Annotated in this window: 18 protein-coding genes and 2 pseudogenes; 16 read left to right on the top strand and 4 right to left on the bottom strand. The window is 51.4% G+C overall.

Annotation, left to right across the window (positions count from 1 at the left end; all coding sequences use genetic code 11):
• The 5 genes and pseudogenes from TI10_RS18380 to TI10_RS18355 form a co-directional block, all read left to right on the top strand.
• A pseudogene (locus TI10_RS18380) lies at positions 1-1693 on the top strand (DNA primase); the annotation flags it as partial.
• Positions 1680-2779: pseudogene (gene xerC, locus TI10_RS18375) on the top strand (site-specific tyrosine recombinase XerC). The pseudogenes TI10_RS18380 and xerC, both read left to right, overlap by 14 nt.
• Positions 2780-2989: 210 nt before the next feature.
• Positions 2990-3187, top strand: coding sequence for a hypothetical protein (locus TI10_RS18370; RefSeq protein ID WP_049581114.1), 198 nt, complete (start codon positions 2990-2992; stop codon positions 3185-3187).
• A 504-nt stretch (positions 3188-3691) separates the two neighbouring features.
• Positions 3692-4606 (top strand): CdiA family toxin C-terminal domain-containing protein, encoded by a 915-nt coding sequence (locus TI10_RS26205; RefSeq protein WP_049584814.1) that lies wholly within the window; start codon positions 3692-3694, stop codon positions 4604-4606.
• Entirely contained in the window at positions 4603-4983 is a 381-nt protein-coding gene (locus TI10_RS18355; RefSeq protein WP_049584813.1) for a hypothetical protein, read from the top strand. The genes TI10_RS26205 and TI10_RS18355 overlap by 4 nt, the downstream gene beginning before the upstream one ends.
• Before the next feature lie 64 nt (positions 4984-5047).
• On the opposite strand, the gene TI10_RS18350 is transcribed toward TI10_RS18355, so the two are convergent.
• From TI10_RS18350 to tnpA, 4 genes are all read right to left on the bottom strand, one after another.
• A complete protein-coding gene (locus tag TI10_RS18350; protein WP_049584812.1) occupies positions 5048-5272 on the bottom strand; it encodes a SymE family type I addiction module toxin in 225 nt (74 codons plus the stop codon).
• Positions 5273-5296: 24 nt separating this feature from the next.
• Entirely contained in the window at positions 5297-6802 is a 1506-nt protein-coding gene (gene tnpC, locus TI10_RS18345) for an IS66 family transposase (RefSeq protein WP_049584811.1), read from the bottom strand.
• A 63-nt stretch (positions 6803-6865) separates the two neighbouring features.
• A complete protein-coding gene (gene tnpB, locus TI10_RS18340) occupies positions 6866-7201 on the bottom strand; it encodes an IS66 family insertion sequence element accessory protein TnpB (protein WP_049584810.1) in 336 nt (111 codons plus the stop codon).
• The gene (tnpA, locus tag TI10_RS18335; RefSeq protein WP_074525126.1) at positions 7195-7497 is read right to left on the bottom strand and encodes an IS66 family insertion sequence element accessory protein TnpA; all 303 of its coding nucleotides are present in this window, start codon (positions 7495-7497) and stop codon (positions 7195-7197) included. The genes tnpB and tnpA overlap by 7 nt, the downstream gene beginning before the upstream one ends.
• A 445-nt stretch (positions 7498-7942) precedes the next feature.
• Between tnpA and ltrA the strand changes: the two genes are divergently transcribed.
• The 11 genes from ltrA (at position 7943) to TI10_RS18275 (ending at position 16367) form a co-directional block, all read left to right on the top strand.
• A complete protein-coding gene (ltrA, locus tag TI10_RS18330) occupies positions 7943-9418 on the top strand; it encodes a group II intron reverse transcriptase/maturase (protein ID WP_049584808.1) in 1476 nt (491 codons plus the stop codon).
• 118 nt (positions 9419-9536) lie between these two features.
• Positions 9537-10235 (top strand): hypothetical protein, encoded by a 699-nt coding sequence (locus TI10_RS18325; protein WP_049584807.1) that lies wholly within the window; start codon positions 9537-9539, stop codon positions 10233-10235.
• Entirely contained in the window at positions 10229-10444 is a 216-nt protein-coding gene (locus tag TI10_RS26195) for a hypothetical protein (protein WP_244161651.1), read from the top strand. Before TI10_RS18325 ends, TI10_RS26195 begins: the two co-directional genes overlap by 7 nt.
• On the top strand, positions 10441-10758 hold the full coding sequence (locus tag TI10_RS18315; RefSeq protein WP_049584805.1) for a hypothetical protein: 318 nt from the start codon (positions 10441-10443) through the stop codon (positions 10756-10758). Before TI10_RS26195 ends, TI10_RS18315 begins: the two co-directional genes overlap by 4 nt.
• 146 nt (positions 10759-10904) lie before the next feature.
• A complete protein-coding gene (locus TI10_RS25720; protein ID WP_053093481.1) occupies positions 10905-12416 on the top strand; it encodes a VENN motif pre-toxin domain-containing protein in 1512 nt (503 codons plus the stop codon).
• A complete protein-coding gene (locus tag TI10_RS18305) occupies positions 12416-12766 on the top strand; it encodes a hypothetical protein (RefSeq protein ID WP_049584804.1) in 351 nt (116 codons plus the stop codon). Before TI10_RS25720 ends, TI10_RS18305 begins: the two co-directional genes overlap by 1 nt.
• 484 nt (positions 12767-13250) lie before the next feature.
• Positions 13251-14144 carry a hypothetical protein gene (locus TI10_RS25715; RefSeq protein ID WP_208599781.1) on the top strand — a complete coding sequence of 298 codons (894 nt, stop codon included), beginning with the start codon at positions 13251-13253 and terminating at the stop codon, positions 14142-14144.
• Complete coding sequence (locus TI10_RS18290; RefSeq protein ID WP_049584802.1) at positions 14131-14355, top strand: hypothetical protein; 225 nt, start codon at positions 14131-14133, stop codon at positions 14353-14355. Before TI10_RS25715 ends, TI10_RS18290 begins: the two co-directional genes overlap by 14 nt.
• Positions 14356-14494: 139 nt before the next feature.
• Positions 14495-14956, top strand: a complete 462-nt coding sequence (locus tag TI10_RS18285; protein WP_049584801.1) for a hypothetical protein — start codon at positions 14495-14497, stop codon at positions 14954-14956.
• Positions 14907-15983, top strand: coding sequence for a VENN motif pre-toxin domain-containing protein (locus TI10_RS24655; RefSeq protein ID WP_162202305.1), 1077 nt, complete (start codon positions 14907-14909; stop codon positions 15981-15983). Before TI10_RS18285 ends, TI10_RS24655 begins: the two co-directional genes overlap by 50 nt.
• Positions 15984-16367, top strand: a complete 384-nt coding sequence (locus tag TI10_RS18275) for a hypothetical protein (RefSeq protein ID WP_049584800.1) — start codon at positions 15984-15986, stop codon at positions 16365-16367.
• Positions 16368-16374: the final 7 nt, after the last annotated feature.

The following is a 16374-nucleotide window of genomic DNA, read 5'->3' as shown; positions in this document are numbered from 1 at the left end:
TCAGGGACAACCGCAGTCACGGTCAGCGCAGAAGATGAAGCCGCCGCGCTGGCGTTGCTGACATCGCCAAACCTGACAGAACAGATTATCAACGACATGGCCGCCTGTGGCGTGGTCGCGAATCGACCAATCTGCTGACCGGGTATCTGGCGGCGGTCTCGCGCAAACTGGATAAACCGCTGGCCGTGTTAATCCAGAGCAGCAGCGCGGCGGGAAATCCTCCCTGATGGACGCCGTGCTGAACCTGATGCCGGAAGAGGAGCGTATCCAGTACTCGGCGATGACCGGACAGAGCCTGTACTATCTGGGGGAAACCAGCCTGCAACACAAGATACTGGCTATCGCCGAAGAGGAAGGCGTGCGGCAGGCGGCCTATGCCCTGAAACTGTTACAGTCCGACGGCGAGCTGAAAATCGCCAGCACCGGCAAAAACGAACAGAGCGGCGAACTGGTGACGCGGGAATACAAGGTGCAGGGACCGGTCATGCTGATGTTAACGACGACGGCCATTGATGTGGATGAAGAGCTGCTGAACCGCTGTCTGGTGCTGACGGTCAACGAATCGCGCGAGCAGACGCAGGCCATCCACGCGATGCAACGGCACCGTCAGACACTGGCAGGGTTGCTGGCTGACTCAGAGAAAGGTTATCTGACGCAGTTACACCAGAACGCCCAGCGCTTGTTAAGGCCGCTGAAAGTGGTCAATCCTTACGCCCATCAACTGACGTTCCTGTCAGACAAAACCCGGATGCGGCGCGACCATATGAAATACCTGACGCTGATACAGGCCATTGCCTTGCTGCGCCAGTATCAACGTGAAGTGAAGAAAACGACCCACCGCGGACAGGTCATCGAATATATCGAAATCACCCAAGACGACATTACCCTCGCCAACCGGCTGGCGCATGAGGTGCTGGGGCGCACGCTGGATGAAATGCCGCCGCAGACGCGTAAGCTGTTACTGCTGATACAAGAGATGGTGAACGCACAAGCGCAAATCCAGCACTGCCAGCCAAACGAAGTGCGCTTTACCCGGCGGGATATCCGCGCCTTTACCCACTGGAGCGACAGCCAGCTCAAGAACCACTGTCAACGGCTGACGGAAATGGAATACCTGTTGTTGCATGGCGGCAGCCGGGGACACCTGCTGCATTATGAACTGCTGTGGGACGGGGAAGACAACGGCGCAGCCCACCTGTGCGGCCTGCTGGATGTCGGAGAACCGGACTCAGAAACCGCCGGCAGTGAACGCAAGTCTGACCCGGAAGGTCGCAAGTCTTCCCCAAGTCCGGGGCAAGTCTGGCCTGAGTCTGGGGAAGAAAAACCCGCATCAGCCCGGACAGCACAAGAGTCAGCGGGGGCACAAGTCCGGGCAGATGAAAACGCTATTATTAAGGAAAATAATCACAGAGACGCATTGCCCGTGCCCGACAGGGATAAAACATCGGAAGCCATCCCGACAGGTCATGAGAGCAAGTCTGACTTAAATGAACGCAAGTCTGCCTCAAGTCTGGGTCAAGTTAGGGTCAAGTCTGGGGTGAAAAAATCCCCATCAGGGCAGACAGAACAAGGGTTCAGCGTGCCACAAGTCGGGGTAACGGAAGACACAGTGATAAAAGGAAAAAAGAAAACGCGCCCCTTGTCTGCGCCCGCCACTCAATCTCAACCGGAGGTCAATCATGGCAAACCGTAAACCGCGCAAAGGAAGTCTCCTGACCGTCGATGACGTCTACCGTCAGCCGGTGGGTCCAGCGCATGACCCAAAAAGCCTGTATGCGCTGCTGCTGCGCTTTGTGGCGTGGCGGCAGGAGCGGAACTGGTCGGAGACGACATTGAAAGTGCAGACCCATCATACTTACCGCTTTATCCTGTGGGCCACCGAACGGGGCCTGTACTCTGCCGCTGATATCACGCGGCCAATACTGGAACGTTACCAGCGCTACCTGTACCAGTACCGCAAGACCAACGGGGAGCCGCTGAGTATCCGCACCCAGCGCACGCAGTTGCAGCCGTTGCAGGTGTGGTTCAAATGGCTGACGAAACAGAACCTGATACTGGCGAACCCGGCAGCGGACATTGAATTGCCGCGGGAAGAAAAACGGCTGCCAAAATATATCCTGAGCATTGATGAAATCGAGCATATCCTGTCGCTGCCTGACCCGCATACGTTGCAGGGCGCACGCGACCGGGCATTGATGGAACTGCTCTGGTCAACGGGGATACGGCGCAGTGAAGCGGCCCGGCTCGATATCTACAGCATTGACGGGGCACGCAAAACGGTGACCATCCGGCAGGGCAAGGGCAATAAAGACCGGGTATTGCCCTCGGCGAACGGGCCTTAAGCTGGCTCCAGTTCTATCAGCAACAGGTTCGCCCGCAACTGCTGGTCACCCCGGACCTTCAATCGCTGTTCGTGGCGATGGACGGTCTGGACGGGTTGCAACCGAACGGTATCACCCATGCCGTGAGCGGCTATATCCGGGCCGCCGGCATTGAGAAAAAAGGCGCCTGCCACCTGTTCCGGCACGCGATGGCAACCCAGATGCTGGAGAACGGGGCGGACCTGCGCTGGATACAGGCGATGTTAGGCCATGCCAGCGTGGAATCCACCCAGGTGTATACGCAGGTCTCTATCCGGGCCTTGCAGGTGGTACATGCCAGCACCCACCCGGCGGAGCAAATGGCCGACGAAAAAGTCAGCGACGCCGATGAGGTGGGTTTACTGGCCGACCTGTACGCCGAAGCTGACACGCCGCCAGACAGCCCGACGCCGACTTGACACCCCGATATCCGCTGACTGTCCGCCCGCCCCCGTTAAGCTGGGCGGGTTCGGTGTGGGGGCAGACCGTGGCCGGACTGCCCGTTGGCATCGGCGCACGCGGGGGTAAATAGTCGTCAGGCGGCTTAACCTCTGGCGTCCCCGTAGAGCCGGTCCAGGCCGCCCAACGCCTATTCAACATAATGCGAGGGAATTATACGCACTGCGCCGATGAGCAAAGGTAACAACCTGAGCATCCATGAGCGGCTTAATGCGTATAATTGGCATTATGTCTGGCGCCCCCGCGGGTTGGCATTGGCGGGTGTGGCGCACAAGGCTGGCGCCTTCTGCTGTCAGCATCTGAGCCGGCCATCGGCAACTCAGCGTGCTTCTTTAGCTGCCGCGTTATCGTCCAGTCAACACCCCTGAAGGCAGGTCGGCCTGCGGCCTCCGCTAATTTACCGCCCCCCGCCCCAACCCTGCTTCACTGGCTGCGCGCGGCTCACACTGCGCTGCGCTCCGTTGCTCGTTCCCGTGCTCGCCATCGCCGCCCCGTGCAGCCCCCCGGGGGGCTTCCCTGAACAAAACCGTGTGGTCATGCAAGGCTATGCGCAACCCGAAGCCACAGTGCCTCAGAGCGTCGCAGGGGCGCCGCTTGCGGGCTCTATGCCGCCCGCGCCCGCAGAACGGTCACCCGCCGCCCAAGCAAGTTGGGCGACGTTCGCCCGTTGCCGAAAAAGGGACTCCCCTGACAAGGGCACGGCGGGAAAAACCGGCCTTCGGAGGTGAAAAGCGCGTCAGGGAGTTTTGGGTTCGGCGGTGAACGGACATGGGAAAAAACGGGTTGTAACTGACTGGTGGCATTAGGAAAAGCGGCGTTCGTCGGTGAAGTTAGCACTGGAGTGAGTTGTTATTGAGAATAACTTCCTGAGCGTGAATGAGCTGGACAACTTTGCGCACCAAGCCCGCACTTGCGAGGGGAATGACTGCAAACAAGTGATCAAGGATATGGTCGATACCAATATCCGTAATCAGCAGGAAATGATGGATTTCTGCAACAGCAACCCGAACCAGTGTGCGCAGAAGTATGGTTATCTGGTTGATCAGTGGCCGGTGTTTGAACGTACCCTCAAAAATATGGACCGGGATGGCACATTGCCGGTTGAGTTCAGAAATTACCTGTCGGCGGTGAATACGTTAGGTCAGGCTGCCACAGGCAAGGTAGGCGAACTCGGCTGGACAAAACGCTTTGAAGCGATGGGCATGAGTAAGGAGACTGCCGCTGCGATGGCAATGACGCTGCCGGTTATTGTTGAGGGCAGCAAAGGGCCGAAGTCGCCGCCAAAAGCGTTACAAAATCAAACTGGGAAAACGACTAATCACTTAATTCCAGAAAGTTTTGTTGCCGATGTAACTAAACATAATACTCAATTAGGTGTTGTTAATCGTAAGATGGGAACAATTTCTGGAGCTCACAAGCAGGATGCGTTCTTAGAGTCTGTTGAAATGACGGGTGGGAAAATTAACCACAAAATTACCGATAAACGTTATCCGGGATTAATTGAGTACAAATATCAAATTCCTGCAATAAATGGACGAGGTCAACAAATAGGCTTTAAAAAAGAAACGGTTAAAACGACTTATGATCCTAGGGTGTTATCCGATACCAAGATTGCTGATATGTCCAATAAGGCAGCTAAGCAAGCAGAAAATTATTTTAGGGATAATCCTAATCATAGACAGTATTCCGCAAAAGTTGATGGATATTGGTTTCAAGTAACCAGAGATGCTAAGACAGGGCAGGTTAATAATGCATTTATTACTATGCCTGCGAGGACTTCTAAATGAGTGATCAACACATAAATTGGTTAAAAAATATTGAACATTACCTTGTTCAAAATGAGGGTAGGGATTTATATGAAGTTCTTTATGAATCTTTATATAACAACAAAATTTCCTTTATGAACTTTTTGCTCAATGCCAGCAAGGGGTATGGTTTTTCTCCATCTGAAGGGTTTGGTTACTCTTTGGATCAGGATTGGGATATTCCTGAGGATTTTGATTACGTCACCTTTTTCTTGGGGGAATTTGAAAGTTCAGAAATTACGCCAAATCAATTTGTGATGCTGATGCAGTATATATCTGATACTTATATCAATGCTTTTCCTGACAGTAAGGATACGGTAGAAAGGCATATGAAAGCACTGACAGAGCGTTACGCTTAACACTGTATCCTGTTGAGAACGTAAAAAGATCCCAGCCTAAGAGCTGGGATCTTTCTTTTAGTTGTCAGTCCTTTTCAACGAGCTGAATAATCAGCTGTCCTTGTTCAATACTCACTTTTACAGCTTGCCCGGTGGAAAATCCGGCTTCTCGTAGCCAGTTGCCCTTCAAATGCAAGCTGGGATGCTGGCTGTAATAGCGGGTCATGCCGGTGCTGCGGTCAGGGTGACATCGGCTGATATAGCCGATTTTATAGCGGCGTTGGGCTTTCGAACGTAAACGTCCGGTCATCTCACCTTGACAAAAAAAACGAGTTTAAGTAAAGCGATTCTCAGGCCAGGGCAGCAGCTCATTCAACCGATTGTTCGGCCAGACAGGCAACCGGGTAAGGACATCACGCAACCAGACCCAGGGCTCATGTCCGTTGGCTTTGGCCGTTTCCAGCAGGCTCATTATCATGGCGGCACGTTGCCCTGCGCAGAGCGAGCCCGCAAAAAGCCAGTTCTTTCGACCAAGCGCCACACCCCGGACCGCATTCTCCGCCCGGTTGTTGTCTATCGGCACCCGGCCATCATCCAGATAACACACCAGCGCCGGCCAGCGCTTCAGCGTGTAATCTATCGCTTTGCGTAACCCGGAGTTGGGGGCCGTTTGGGCCTGAGTCGTCTGCAACCAGGACCGGAACTCATTCAGCCACGGCCGGGCATAACGCTGTCGCCACTGACGCCGTTTATCCGGGGGCCGGTGTTTGATTTTTCGCTCCAGCTTGTACAGGTCACGAATGCCATCCAGCGCCTGTTTCGCCACCGGACTTTGGCTCGCTTTGTATTGGTCAAAAAATTTGCGGCGGGCGTGAGCCCAGCAACCCGCTTCGGTGATATCCGCCCGGGCATGCAGCGCGTTGTAACCCGCATAATCATCCGTCACCAACGTGCCGCCCGACCAGTCTTTCAGCAGGCTCTGGGCATAACGGCCGCTGCGGCCGGGATGCAGCTCATAGTACACCACTGCCGGCGAGGTATCGGGGCCGGTGACAGACGCCCACAAATAGGCGCGCCGGGTCTGGCCTTTTCCCGGGGCCAGTATCGGCAACGGGGTCTCATCGGCATGCAGTACCGGGGACGTCAGCAACGCCTGCTTCAGGGCATCGGCCAGCGGTTGCAATGCCACAGCCGCCTGCCCCACCCAGTCCGACAGGGTGCTGCGGGCCAGGGTCACGCCGCTGCGGGCATAGATTTGCTGCTGACGGTAGAGCGGCAGGGGGTCACGATATTTAGCGACCACCACCTGAGCCAGCAACCCCGGCTCCGGAAGGCCCTTTTCAATCAGCCGGGCGGGCTGGGCTTTGGCATGGATCCGCTGGCAGGCCGCACAGCTGTACTGCGGACAGACATAACGCCGGACGATAAACGTAGCCGGACGGTATTCCAGCCGCTCACTGATTTCATCACGTAAAAAGCGCAGGACATGACCGCAATCCGGGCAGCTCTCCGTCTCCGGCGCCAGCCGGATATCTTCGCGGGGTAAAGTCGCCGGCAAAGGCTGACGTTTAGGCTGGGCCGGGGTCGCGTTTTCCTTGATATGCAGGCGTGACAGCTGGGTTTCCAGCACCGCGATATCGGTATCGGCATCTTCCTCAAACTGACTGCGTTTGGGACCGGCAGGCAGGGTTTCGCTGTGCGCGCCAAAACGCCAGCGTTGCGCCTGTTTCAGGGCCTCTTCCAGCTGGCGAATATAATCACATTGTTGCTGAAGCAGCGCCAGTGCCCGCAGGCGGAACTGGCCGGGGTCATCCAGCGCGATTAAGTCATTGAGCGTCATGCCGACAGTGTACCGGATAATTCCCCGTCGTTATCCGGTAAAAGTGTGACCGGGGTAGCGGAATTAGCTTCGCCAGCCGGACAGGTCATCTCCCTCGACCTGTTGCCAGTGAATGCCGCGGATGAGCCAGTCAAACTGGGCGGGCGTCATCACCCAGCTGCGCTCGCCCTGCTTCGGCCAGACAAAATGGGTCCGGCGCAGACGGCGGGTACACAGCCAGACGCCGTGTCGGTCCCAGCGCAACACCTTGAGACGGGAGCGGGCCTTGTTGCAGAAGACAAAAGCGGCTTCGTCCTGCCAGCGCAAATTCAATCCTTCGAGGTGCTGGGTCAGGGCATCAATGCCCCGGCGCATGTCGACGGGCTCGCGCACCAAAAAGAGCTGTTGCGGTTTCAGCATCGGGCCAGTACCCGCATCACGTCAGGCAACAGCGTCAATGGACAGGCGATGGCATAGCCGTCTGGGGTATGCAGGGTGACGGTGTGCGCGTCGTCAGGCTGGAGTGAAACCGGCAAGAGGGCGGGCAGTGTCTGGCTGAGAGGTTGGGGTATTTTGTTACTGTCGGCAATCCAGTCGCGGAAAGAGGAAAAACTCAGCTGATGCTGTTCGCAATACTGTTTTCGGGTCAGGTCACTGTGGCGCCATTGGGTCACATGTTGCTGTTTTTGTTCCGGGGTATATCGGCTACGGCTCATGGTGTCAGTCTCCAGGTGAAGATAAGGAAGCGGTAGCGTGCATGGGCCGGAGGGGAAGAACAAGGTGAGATGACCGGACGTTTAGTACGCCAGGCAAGCTGGCGATAGAACAGAGGGTGAAAGTCCCTTCCGGGTAAGAGCTAGCCACTCGCCCGGTCCTTTAGCTATGCGCGACTGTGGGTAACTACTGTCGTGAAGTGTTAGCGAAGGCACTCACAGGCCAGGTATTGAGCCACGAAATCGGTAAATCGGAGGTGGTGACGTAGTTAAGCTAGGCGGAAACCTATAATGGTCAGGTTGTATTGGCGAAACCTGACCATACCTCCCGGGGTCGGAGACCCTGTGCATGTGAGGAAGTTCGTCGCGTGGAACCTGGGAGATCCTGAACGGTTTCCCATCGTGAGCAGTTGGGACGATAAGGTCTAAGTGTCAAAGCGGAAGCCTTATGGAGTTCAGGAAGTCGGACGGGAGTATAGTACCGGAGAAATCAGTGAACAAAACAGAAAACAATGTGGCGGAATTGATGGAGGGAAGGCTCCCGACCAAGGGGAACAGCCAACAGTGCGCCCGTATCCGGACACAGAGCCGGGGAAATACGACGTTACGCCTGCTGGCTGTGCGAAAAGCAGCAAAGAGGGATAGGAAACAGCAGTTTACTCACCTTTTCCATCACATCAGTGAAGAACTGTTATGTCAGAGTTTTCAGCAACTTAAACGTCAGTCTGCCCCGGGCTGCGACGGTATCACATGGGAAAACTATGCAGAAAATCTGCAAAACAACCTCCATGCGCTCCACGGCAGACTTCATCGGGGGCAATACAGGCCCCAGCCGGCAAGGCAGGTGATGATCCTGAAAGAAGACGGGACAGAAAGGCCATTGAGTATCCTGTGTCTGGAGGACAAAATCGTGCAACAAGCGGCTGTCACGGTCTTAAATCAAATCTACGAGACCGATTTTCTCGGCTTCTCGTATGGGTTCAGACCGGGCAGAGGGCCGCACGATGCTCTGGATGCGCTGAATGTGGCAATTATGGAGAGGAAAGTCAATTGGGTGCTGGATCTGGACATCAGTCGGTTCTTCGATACCGTGGAGCATGACTGGCTCATCCGGTTTATTCAGCCCAGGATAAGGGACGGTCGGATGTTGCGATTAATCAGGCAGTGGGTCACGGTGGGGATAGTTGATGAACACGGTCACCGACAGAAGTCGCATTGTGGCACGCCGCAAGGTGCTGTCATATCGCCACTGCTGGCGAATATCTATCTGCACTACAGCTTTGACCTCTGGCTCAACGCATGGCGAAAGCACATGCAAGGAGATGTGGTGATGATCCGATATGCTGATGACGCGGTTCTGGGCTTCCAGACCCATCAGGATGCTCGGGCGTGCCAATCCCTGCTACAACGACGTCTGATGCAGTTTGGGCTGAAGGTACACCCAGCGAAAACCCGGTTGGTACGATTTGGTCGCTTTGCGTTAAAGCAATATGAGGAGCGACCGGAGAGGGGCAAGCCGGGGACGTTTGATTTTCTGGGATTTACGCATTATATAGGACGATTACACACGGGCAAGGATGCGGTGATGCGCAAAACTCAACGAAAACGGCGTCAAACACAACTGAAGCGAATAAAACAGGGGCTGCGGCAACGGTTGCACAACCGCCCGGAAGAAACGGGACGGTGGCTGAAACGAGTGATAGAAGGGCACATCAATTACTATGGCGTCCCCTTCAACAGCAGAGCATTGTGCCAATTTGTGGAAGAAGTGAAGCGGATGTGGTTGAAGTCACTGAGACGGCGAAGCCAGCGGCACAAAATGACGTGGTCGCGTTACAGTCAGTTGGTGACTAAATGGATACCGTCCCCCCGAATTGTACATCCTTATCCTTTGCAGCGCTTTTACGCCAAACACCCGAGGTAGGAGCCGGATGCGTTAGTAGCGCACGTCCGGATCTGTGCGGGGGGTAGCCGGTAACGGCTATTCCTACCGCGACCACTGATGGCATTAGGAAAATCGCTGTTCGTCGGTGAGGTTCGCAATGGAATGCGTTGTTATTGAGAATAACTATCTGAGTGTCAATGAGCTGGACAATTTTGCGCACCAAGCCCGAACCTGTGAAGGGGAAAGCTGTAAGCAGGTGATCAAGGATATGGTTGATACCAATATCCGTAATCAACAGGAAATGATGGACTTCTGTAACAGTAACCCGAACCAATGTGCGCAGAAGTATGGTTATCTGGTTGATAAGTGGCCTGTGTTTGAGCGTACCCTCAAAAATATGGACCAGGATGGCACATTGCCGGTTGAGTTCAGAAATTACCTGTCGGCGGTGAATACATTAGGTCAGGCTGCCACAGGCAAAGTGGGTGAACTCGGCTGGACAAAACGCTTTGAAGCGATGGGTATGAGTAAGGAAACTGCCGCTGCGATGGCGATGACGCTGCCTGTTATTGTTGAAGGCAGCAAAGGGCCGAAATCATCGCCAACGACAAAAGGGAGCACAGGTGCGGTTGTTAATACAGAGAAAGCGGCGCTGGAAAAGATTGGGCAAAACAGTCAGGGCACAACGAATCTGGGTGATAAATCGGCTAATACGGTTTACCATCAGCAGCTTATCAAAAATGCTGAGAAGATATCTACCGCGAAACCGGGGCAACAAGTTGCCGCACCAAGGGATCTAAATGAACTTTCTGGAAACAAGTTAAATCAAATCCGTTACAGGGAAGTAAATTGTTAGGTATGAATAAAGATCCCCGTTTTCCGACAGCAGCTGGTTTTCAGAAAATGGAGGCGAAACATAGGCTCCCTAATGGACAAACAATAACTATACATTACCAGTACAACTTAAATACTGGTAAAGCCTATGACATGAAAATTACTACTCCCCAGAGAATCCAACAGGATCCTAAAAAGATAATAGATTCAATAAAGGATAATGTTAAATGAAAATAAAAGAATCAGATGGCTCTATGGTTGATGTTTTTGCCATATATTGGTTTGGTGATGAAACATATTTTTATGGGTTACCACCAAATTATGGAGGTCTACAGGCATATAAATCTAATGAAGTCTCAGTTATTGATACAACGATAGATTTTAGAACTATTTTTTTCTCGAATGATGATGCTAAAAGTGTGCATCATTGGGCATTAATAGAAGAACAATTATTAGACGATCTTCTTGAGCTAGATGAAACGGCTTATCAACGCTTTTTGGAAATCTTAAAGGCGGAAGGCAATATAGAACAGGATTTTTGTTAATTAGGCGTCCCGGTCACTTCAATGTGGCCGGGATCTTCCTTCTTTTAGCCGTCAACTGTTCTCAACAAGCCGGATAATCAACGGTCCGTGCTCAATGCTGAAATACGCAGGAAGCCATCACTGCAACGAAAAAAGCCACGGAAGCATTGAAAGACCCGGAAAGGCAGCAGGCGCTGAAACAGCAAGCGGAGGCGCAGTTAAAGCAGGAAAACGGTATTGTCACAGCGGAAACCATTGCGGATAGGGCGTATAAGATAGCCTATGACGGCGCCATCAAAGGGCAGGGGGCGGATATTGGTGGTAATCGTCGTCAGGCGGTAACCGCGGTAGTTGCGGCTCTTCAAGGTTTGGCGGGTGGCGATATTAAGGCCGCGATAGCCAGCGGGGCGGCCCCTTATCTGTCGAATGCGGTGAAAAAGGTGACCTACGGAGATAAGGCATATGAGCAATTAACTCCGGAGGAAAAAGCGACAAACGTGGTGGCGCATGCGATTCTGGGCGGGGTGATAGCCGAGCTGAAAGGGGGTTCAGCTATTGCAGGGTCGGTGGGGGCTGCGGGTGGCGAGCTGGCGGCCTCAGTTATCGCCGGAGCGCTTTACCCGGATAAGAAATTGAGCGAATTGACAGCGGATGAGAAGGAAAAAATCAGTAATTTGTCTACGCTGGCAGGAGGGATAGCGGCAGGGCTGGTGACAGATTCGACAGCGGGCGGCGTTGATGGAGCGCAGACGGCGAAGAATGCGGTTGAGAATAACTATCTGAGCGTGAATGATCTGGATCGCTTCGCGCAGCAAGTCCGAACCTGCGAAGGGGAAAGTTGTCAACAGGTGATCAAGGATATGGTGAAGACCAATATCCGTAATCAGCAGGAAATGATGGACTCCTGTAACAGCAACCCGAACCAGTGTGCGCAGAAGTATGGTTATCTGGTTGATCAGTGGCCGGTGTTTGAACGTACCCTCAAAAATATGGACCGGGATGGCACATTGCCGGTTGAGTTCAGAAATTACCTGTCGGCAGTGAATACGTTAGGTCAGGCGGCCACAGGTAAGGTAGGCGAACTCGGCTGGACAAAACGCTTTGAAGCGATGGGCATGAGTAAGGAGACTGCCGCTGCAATGGCGATGACGCTGCCTGTTATTGTTGAAGGCAGTAAAGGACCGAAATCATCGCCAACGACAAAAGGAAGCACAAGTGCAGTTGTTAATACAGAGAAAACGGCACTGGAAAAGATTGGGCAAAATAGTAAGAACTCAGTAGATCTGAATTCTAAGCAGCAATTTTCGATGCTTGATCAACAAGCTGCAAAAAGCAATGTGGTTATTGATCCGAATAAAGTTAACTACTTATTTGGGAGAGTGACTAGTGGTAAGCATAATACCGATCGATCTACTCAAATGGAACAATCTATGAGGCGCTTAGGAATTCCAACAGACGATAAAGGTGCTCAATATCTTATGGAACACCTCTCAAAAGTGCCTAAGACAAAGGGGAATATAGTGCAGGTATATACTGACAAATTTGGTAAATATGAGGTCAGAGAGTCTTTGCTGTTCGGTCCCTCAGGCAAAGCTACTAAACTTGAAACTTCATTTGAAATTATGCCTGATGGAACTAGACGTTTTATCACTACCATACCGAAAGAAGGGAAAAAATAATGTTTATTGAATCCTATCCGGATGAACTAGATTTACTTTCCTTCTTTGAAAGTGAACCAACATTGGTTAATAAGTCAGATAGACATTTTGCATATGAGTTTACTGATGATACTGGAATCCACTTAGTTTTTTCTTTCAATGTATTAGAAGGATGGATACAGACAATATTAGAGCTAAATGGAAACAGAATAGCGGGATATCTGAGTGAAGGTGTTAACAGTTTTAAAATTAAGGATGAAATAAACGGAGAGTATATACATTCTGAAATTATCTTTGCTGACACAAGAACAGAGGTTGAAATTAGGTTAAAACCTTTTATATCCGTTAAATGGGGAACATTAATTAGATAGTAAAAGATCCCAGCCAATGTGAACTGCACCTAAAAATCAGAACCTAACTGATTAAGGTGCGGTTCATTGTACAGAGATCTTCCTTCTAGCTGTCAGCCAGCCGGATAATCAACAGTCCGTGTTCAATGCTGACCTGCACCGGCTGCCCGGTGGTAAATGAACTGCACCCCAAAAGTTGGGATCTTCCTTTTAGCCGCCAGTTGTTCAGAGCGTCGCAGGGGCGCCGCTTACGGGCTCTGTGCCGCCCGCGCCCGCAGAACGGGCACCCGCCGCCCAGACAAGCTGGGCGACGTTCGCCCGTTGCCGAAAAAGGGGCTCCCCTGACAAGGGCACGGCGGGAAAAACCGGCCTTCGGAGGCGAAAAGCGCGTCAGGGAGTTTTGGGTTCGGCGGTGAACGGACATTGGAAAAAATGGGTTGTAACTGACTGGTGGCATTAGGAAAAGCGGCGTTCGTCGGTGAAGTTCGCACTGGAGTGAGTTGTTGTGGAGAATAACTACTTGCACGAAGATGAAAGCAGAAGTTTTGATAAAGAACTGGCGGAGTGTAAGGCTAAAGGAGGTGACTGTGGTGCTGTCATTCAGAAGTATTTAGATACCAGCAATAAGAATAGCGCCGAATTAGAGGAAAAATGCAAAGGAGGGGGGATTACCTGCGTGACTTATGAAGAAATTATTCAAGCAAATACGAATGTTGCGCTTGATGAGGGATCGTTACAAATTCGATTGTCAGAGAAATTAAAAGATCCCGACGCCATCAAGATAGTGCAGTATTTGAATGGTAAGGATTTGCAGTTTTTGAAGGATAATATTACCACTTCTGACAGAGTTGCCGCTGTCGCCTTAGATCCAACTTCATGGCCTGTAATGGTCTTTGGTGCAAAGGCGATGATTCAGGGAGCAAAAGGCAAAGAACAGTTACTTGCAGCAGGGATCACCAGTGGTATGAATGCGGCTATTCAATATGGTACGACGAAAGAAGTAAAACTCTCTGATTTGATTGGTGCAGGTGTTGTTGGCGCCATTACTGCTGGAAAAGGTTACAACCCCACTGTAACGTGGAATGCAATAGGTGGTTACTACACTGCGGAAATTAAAGGGGATGATCCGTTCTTAAATGCGATATTGAGTAAAGGAGGTGCCAGTGCAGGTTACACGGCTGGTAATGTTCTGAAAATTCCAATGGAGAAGATTTTCAATCCAATATCGAAACAACTTGAATGGGAACCAATCGGGATTTGGACAATTACAAAGCCTGCGAGACAAAGTTCAGTCCCATCAGTGGTTGGTAACGTTGGTGATTCAGCCGTATCAGGTTGGTTCAACTCTACTGTTGGGGGAGCAGTACAAGAAGGAAAACAGCAAGATGAAAAAAAATAAAATGAAATCAATAGTGATTATGTGTTATCTATCATTTTCTTTTTTCTTGGCTGTTTTCTTGCTGAGTGTTATCTCACAAGCTTTCAGTTTATGGTTTATAGACAAAGCCGATATTTTTTGTTCCATCAAAGACAATATAGGGGTTCATTTGCAAATTGGAGCAGCAGGTGCTTTAGCTGGGTTTTTACTTTGGCTATTTGATATGTATTAGTGAGAAAAATCCCAGCCAAAGTGCTAGGATTTTCCCTTTAACCCTCCGCTGTTCTCAACGAGCCGGATAATCAACGGTCCGTGCTCAATGCTGCAATACGCAGGAAGCCATCACTGCAACGAAAAAAGCTACGGAAGCATTGAAAGACCCGGAAAGGCAGCAGGCGCTGAAACAGCAAGCGGAGGCGCAGTTAAAGCAGGAAAACGGTATTGTCACAGCGGAAACTATTGCGGATAGGGCGTATAAGATAGCCTATGACGGCGCCATCAAAGGGCAGGGGGCGGATATTGGTGGTAATCGTCGTCAGGCGGTAACTGCGGTGGTTGCGGCTCTTCAAGGTTTGGCGGGTGGCGATATTAAGGCCGCGATAGCCAGCGGAGCGGCCCCTTATCTGTCGAATGCGGTGAAAAAGGTGACCTACGGAGATAAGGCATATGAGCAATTAACTCCGGAGGAAAAAGCGACAAACGTGGTGGCGCATGCGATTCTGGGCGGGGTGATAGCCGAGCTGAAAGGGGGTTCAGCTATTGCAGGGTCGGTGGGGGCTGCGGGTGGCGAGCTGGCGGCCTCAGTTATCGCCGGAGCGCTTTACCCGGATTAAGAAATTGAGCGAATTGACAGCGGATGAGAAGGAAAAAATCAGTAATTTGTCTACGCTGGCAGGAGGGATAGCGGCAGGGCTGGTGACAGATTCGACAGCGGGCGGCGTTGATGGAGCGCAGACCGCGAAGAATGCGATTGAGAATAATGCGCTGAGCTTGCCAAAAGGCATGGCGGAGTACGGTCGGGCACAGAGTTCACTGGCGATGAAGATGTACAAGGAAGGTGCTACACCGGATCAGCTATCCGAAGAGCTGGCGAGGCAAGCCCGGGGCACCCATCCCGAAGGTCAAGATCCAGCCAGAGGGCTGATTGTGGCGTGGGGGAACTTCTTCGGTGTCCCGTTGGATGTGGTGATGTCCAGTGAGAAAATGACGCCGGAGAAAGCCGCTGAAATTGTGGCCAGCGGCATCCCGACCAGTGAAGCGAAGGTGATGCAGTATGTGGCTGCGAAGACTTTTTTGGCACTGGCTAAAAATCCGGGGGTGGGCGGTAAAACAGAAAACACGCTTCCTCAATGGGGTGCGGGTGAAGGAAAATACAGCCAGAGAAATCAGGGCACAGTGACGAACGTTGAGCACTCTACTGGTAAGTTTGATGGAAAGTCATTGCCTAATGGAAAAACTGAAATTGTTGCAACTAATGCTGCGAAAGGTAGTGAGTTATCAACAGGAACCGTTTTCGATTCCATTAAAGGTACTCAGCCAGTGTATCCTGGATCGGTGATTCCTAAATCTTTTGAAATGTCATTACCGAATGGGAAAAAAGTCTGGGTACACGGGAATGCTACTGAACATATGGCGGAATATGCGGCATCAAAAGCTGTGACGCATACACCTGAAGCCGTAAGACTCGCCAGCCAGGAAGAGCTGAGGAGTTTTCAATCCGCTGTAAATACTGCCACAAAAAATAATATGCCATATGGTGAGAGAATTACTATAGATGGTTGGCAACTGGAAATTAAACCGCCACGCGCAACAAATGAGTTGCCAACGATCATTCATGCCCGTTATGTAGGAGCACATTAAATGGATATAGAAATTAAAAGTCCTATAAATATTGCACTGGATGTAATAGAACTTGATGAGCACATACCATCAATAAAATTTAATCTTACAATCCGAGTAAATAAATTTGGTTATAGTTCAGATGTGAACTTACAGTTATGGATAGAATGTCAATGTTTTGATGCGTTTGTCGATAACATGCGTAGAAACGATATTGCTCTTCTTAAAGATATGAATGGTTCTTTTGAATTGTTATTAAATCCTGTCCAGAATTTGCTTGAGTGGTCATGTGCTAAAGAAGATCTGGATGGTTATACCACATCAGCAAAAGGTAGAGAAAAGCTAACTGATGATTCGAGACACGCGTTATACGAGGCATTTAATGATTATCCTAAGTGGTGGTAATCAATAA

Origin of the sequence: Photorhabdus luminescens subsp. luminescens (assembly GCF_001083805.1) — a bacterium.
Classification (GTDB): Bacteria; Pseudomonadota; Gammaproteobacteria; order Enterobacterales; family Enterobacteriaceae; genus Photorhabdus; species Photorhabdus luminescens.
Note: the sequence above shows the minus strand (reverse complement) of the source record. Positions and strands in the feature narration are given on the sequence as shown.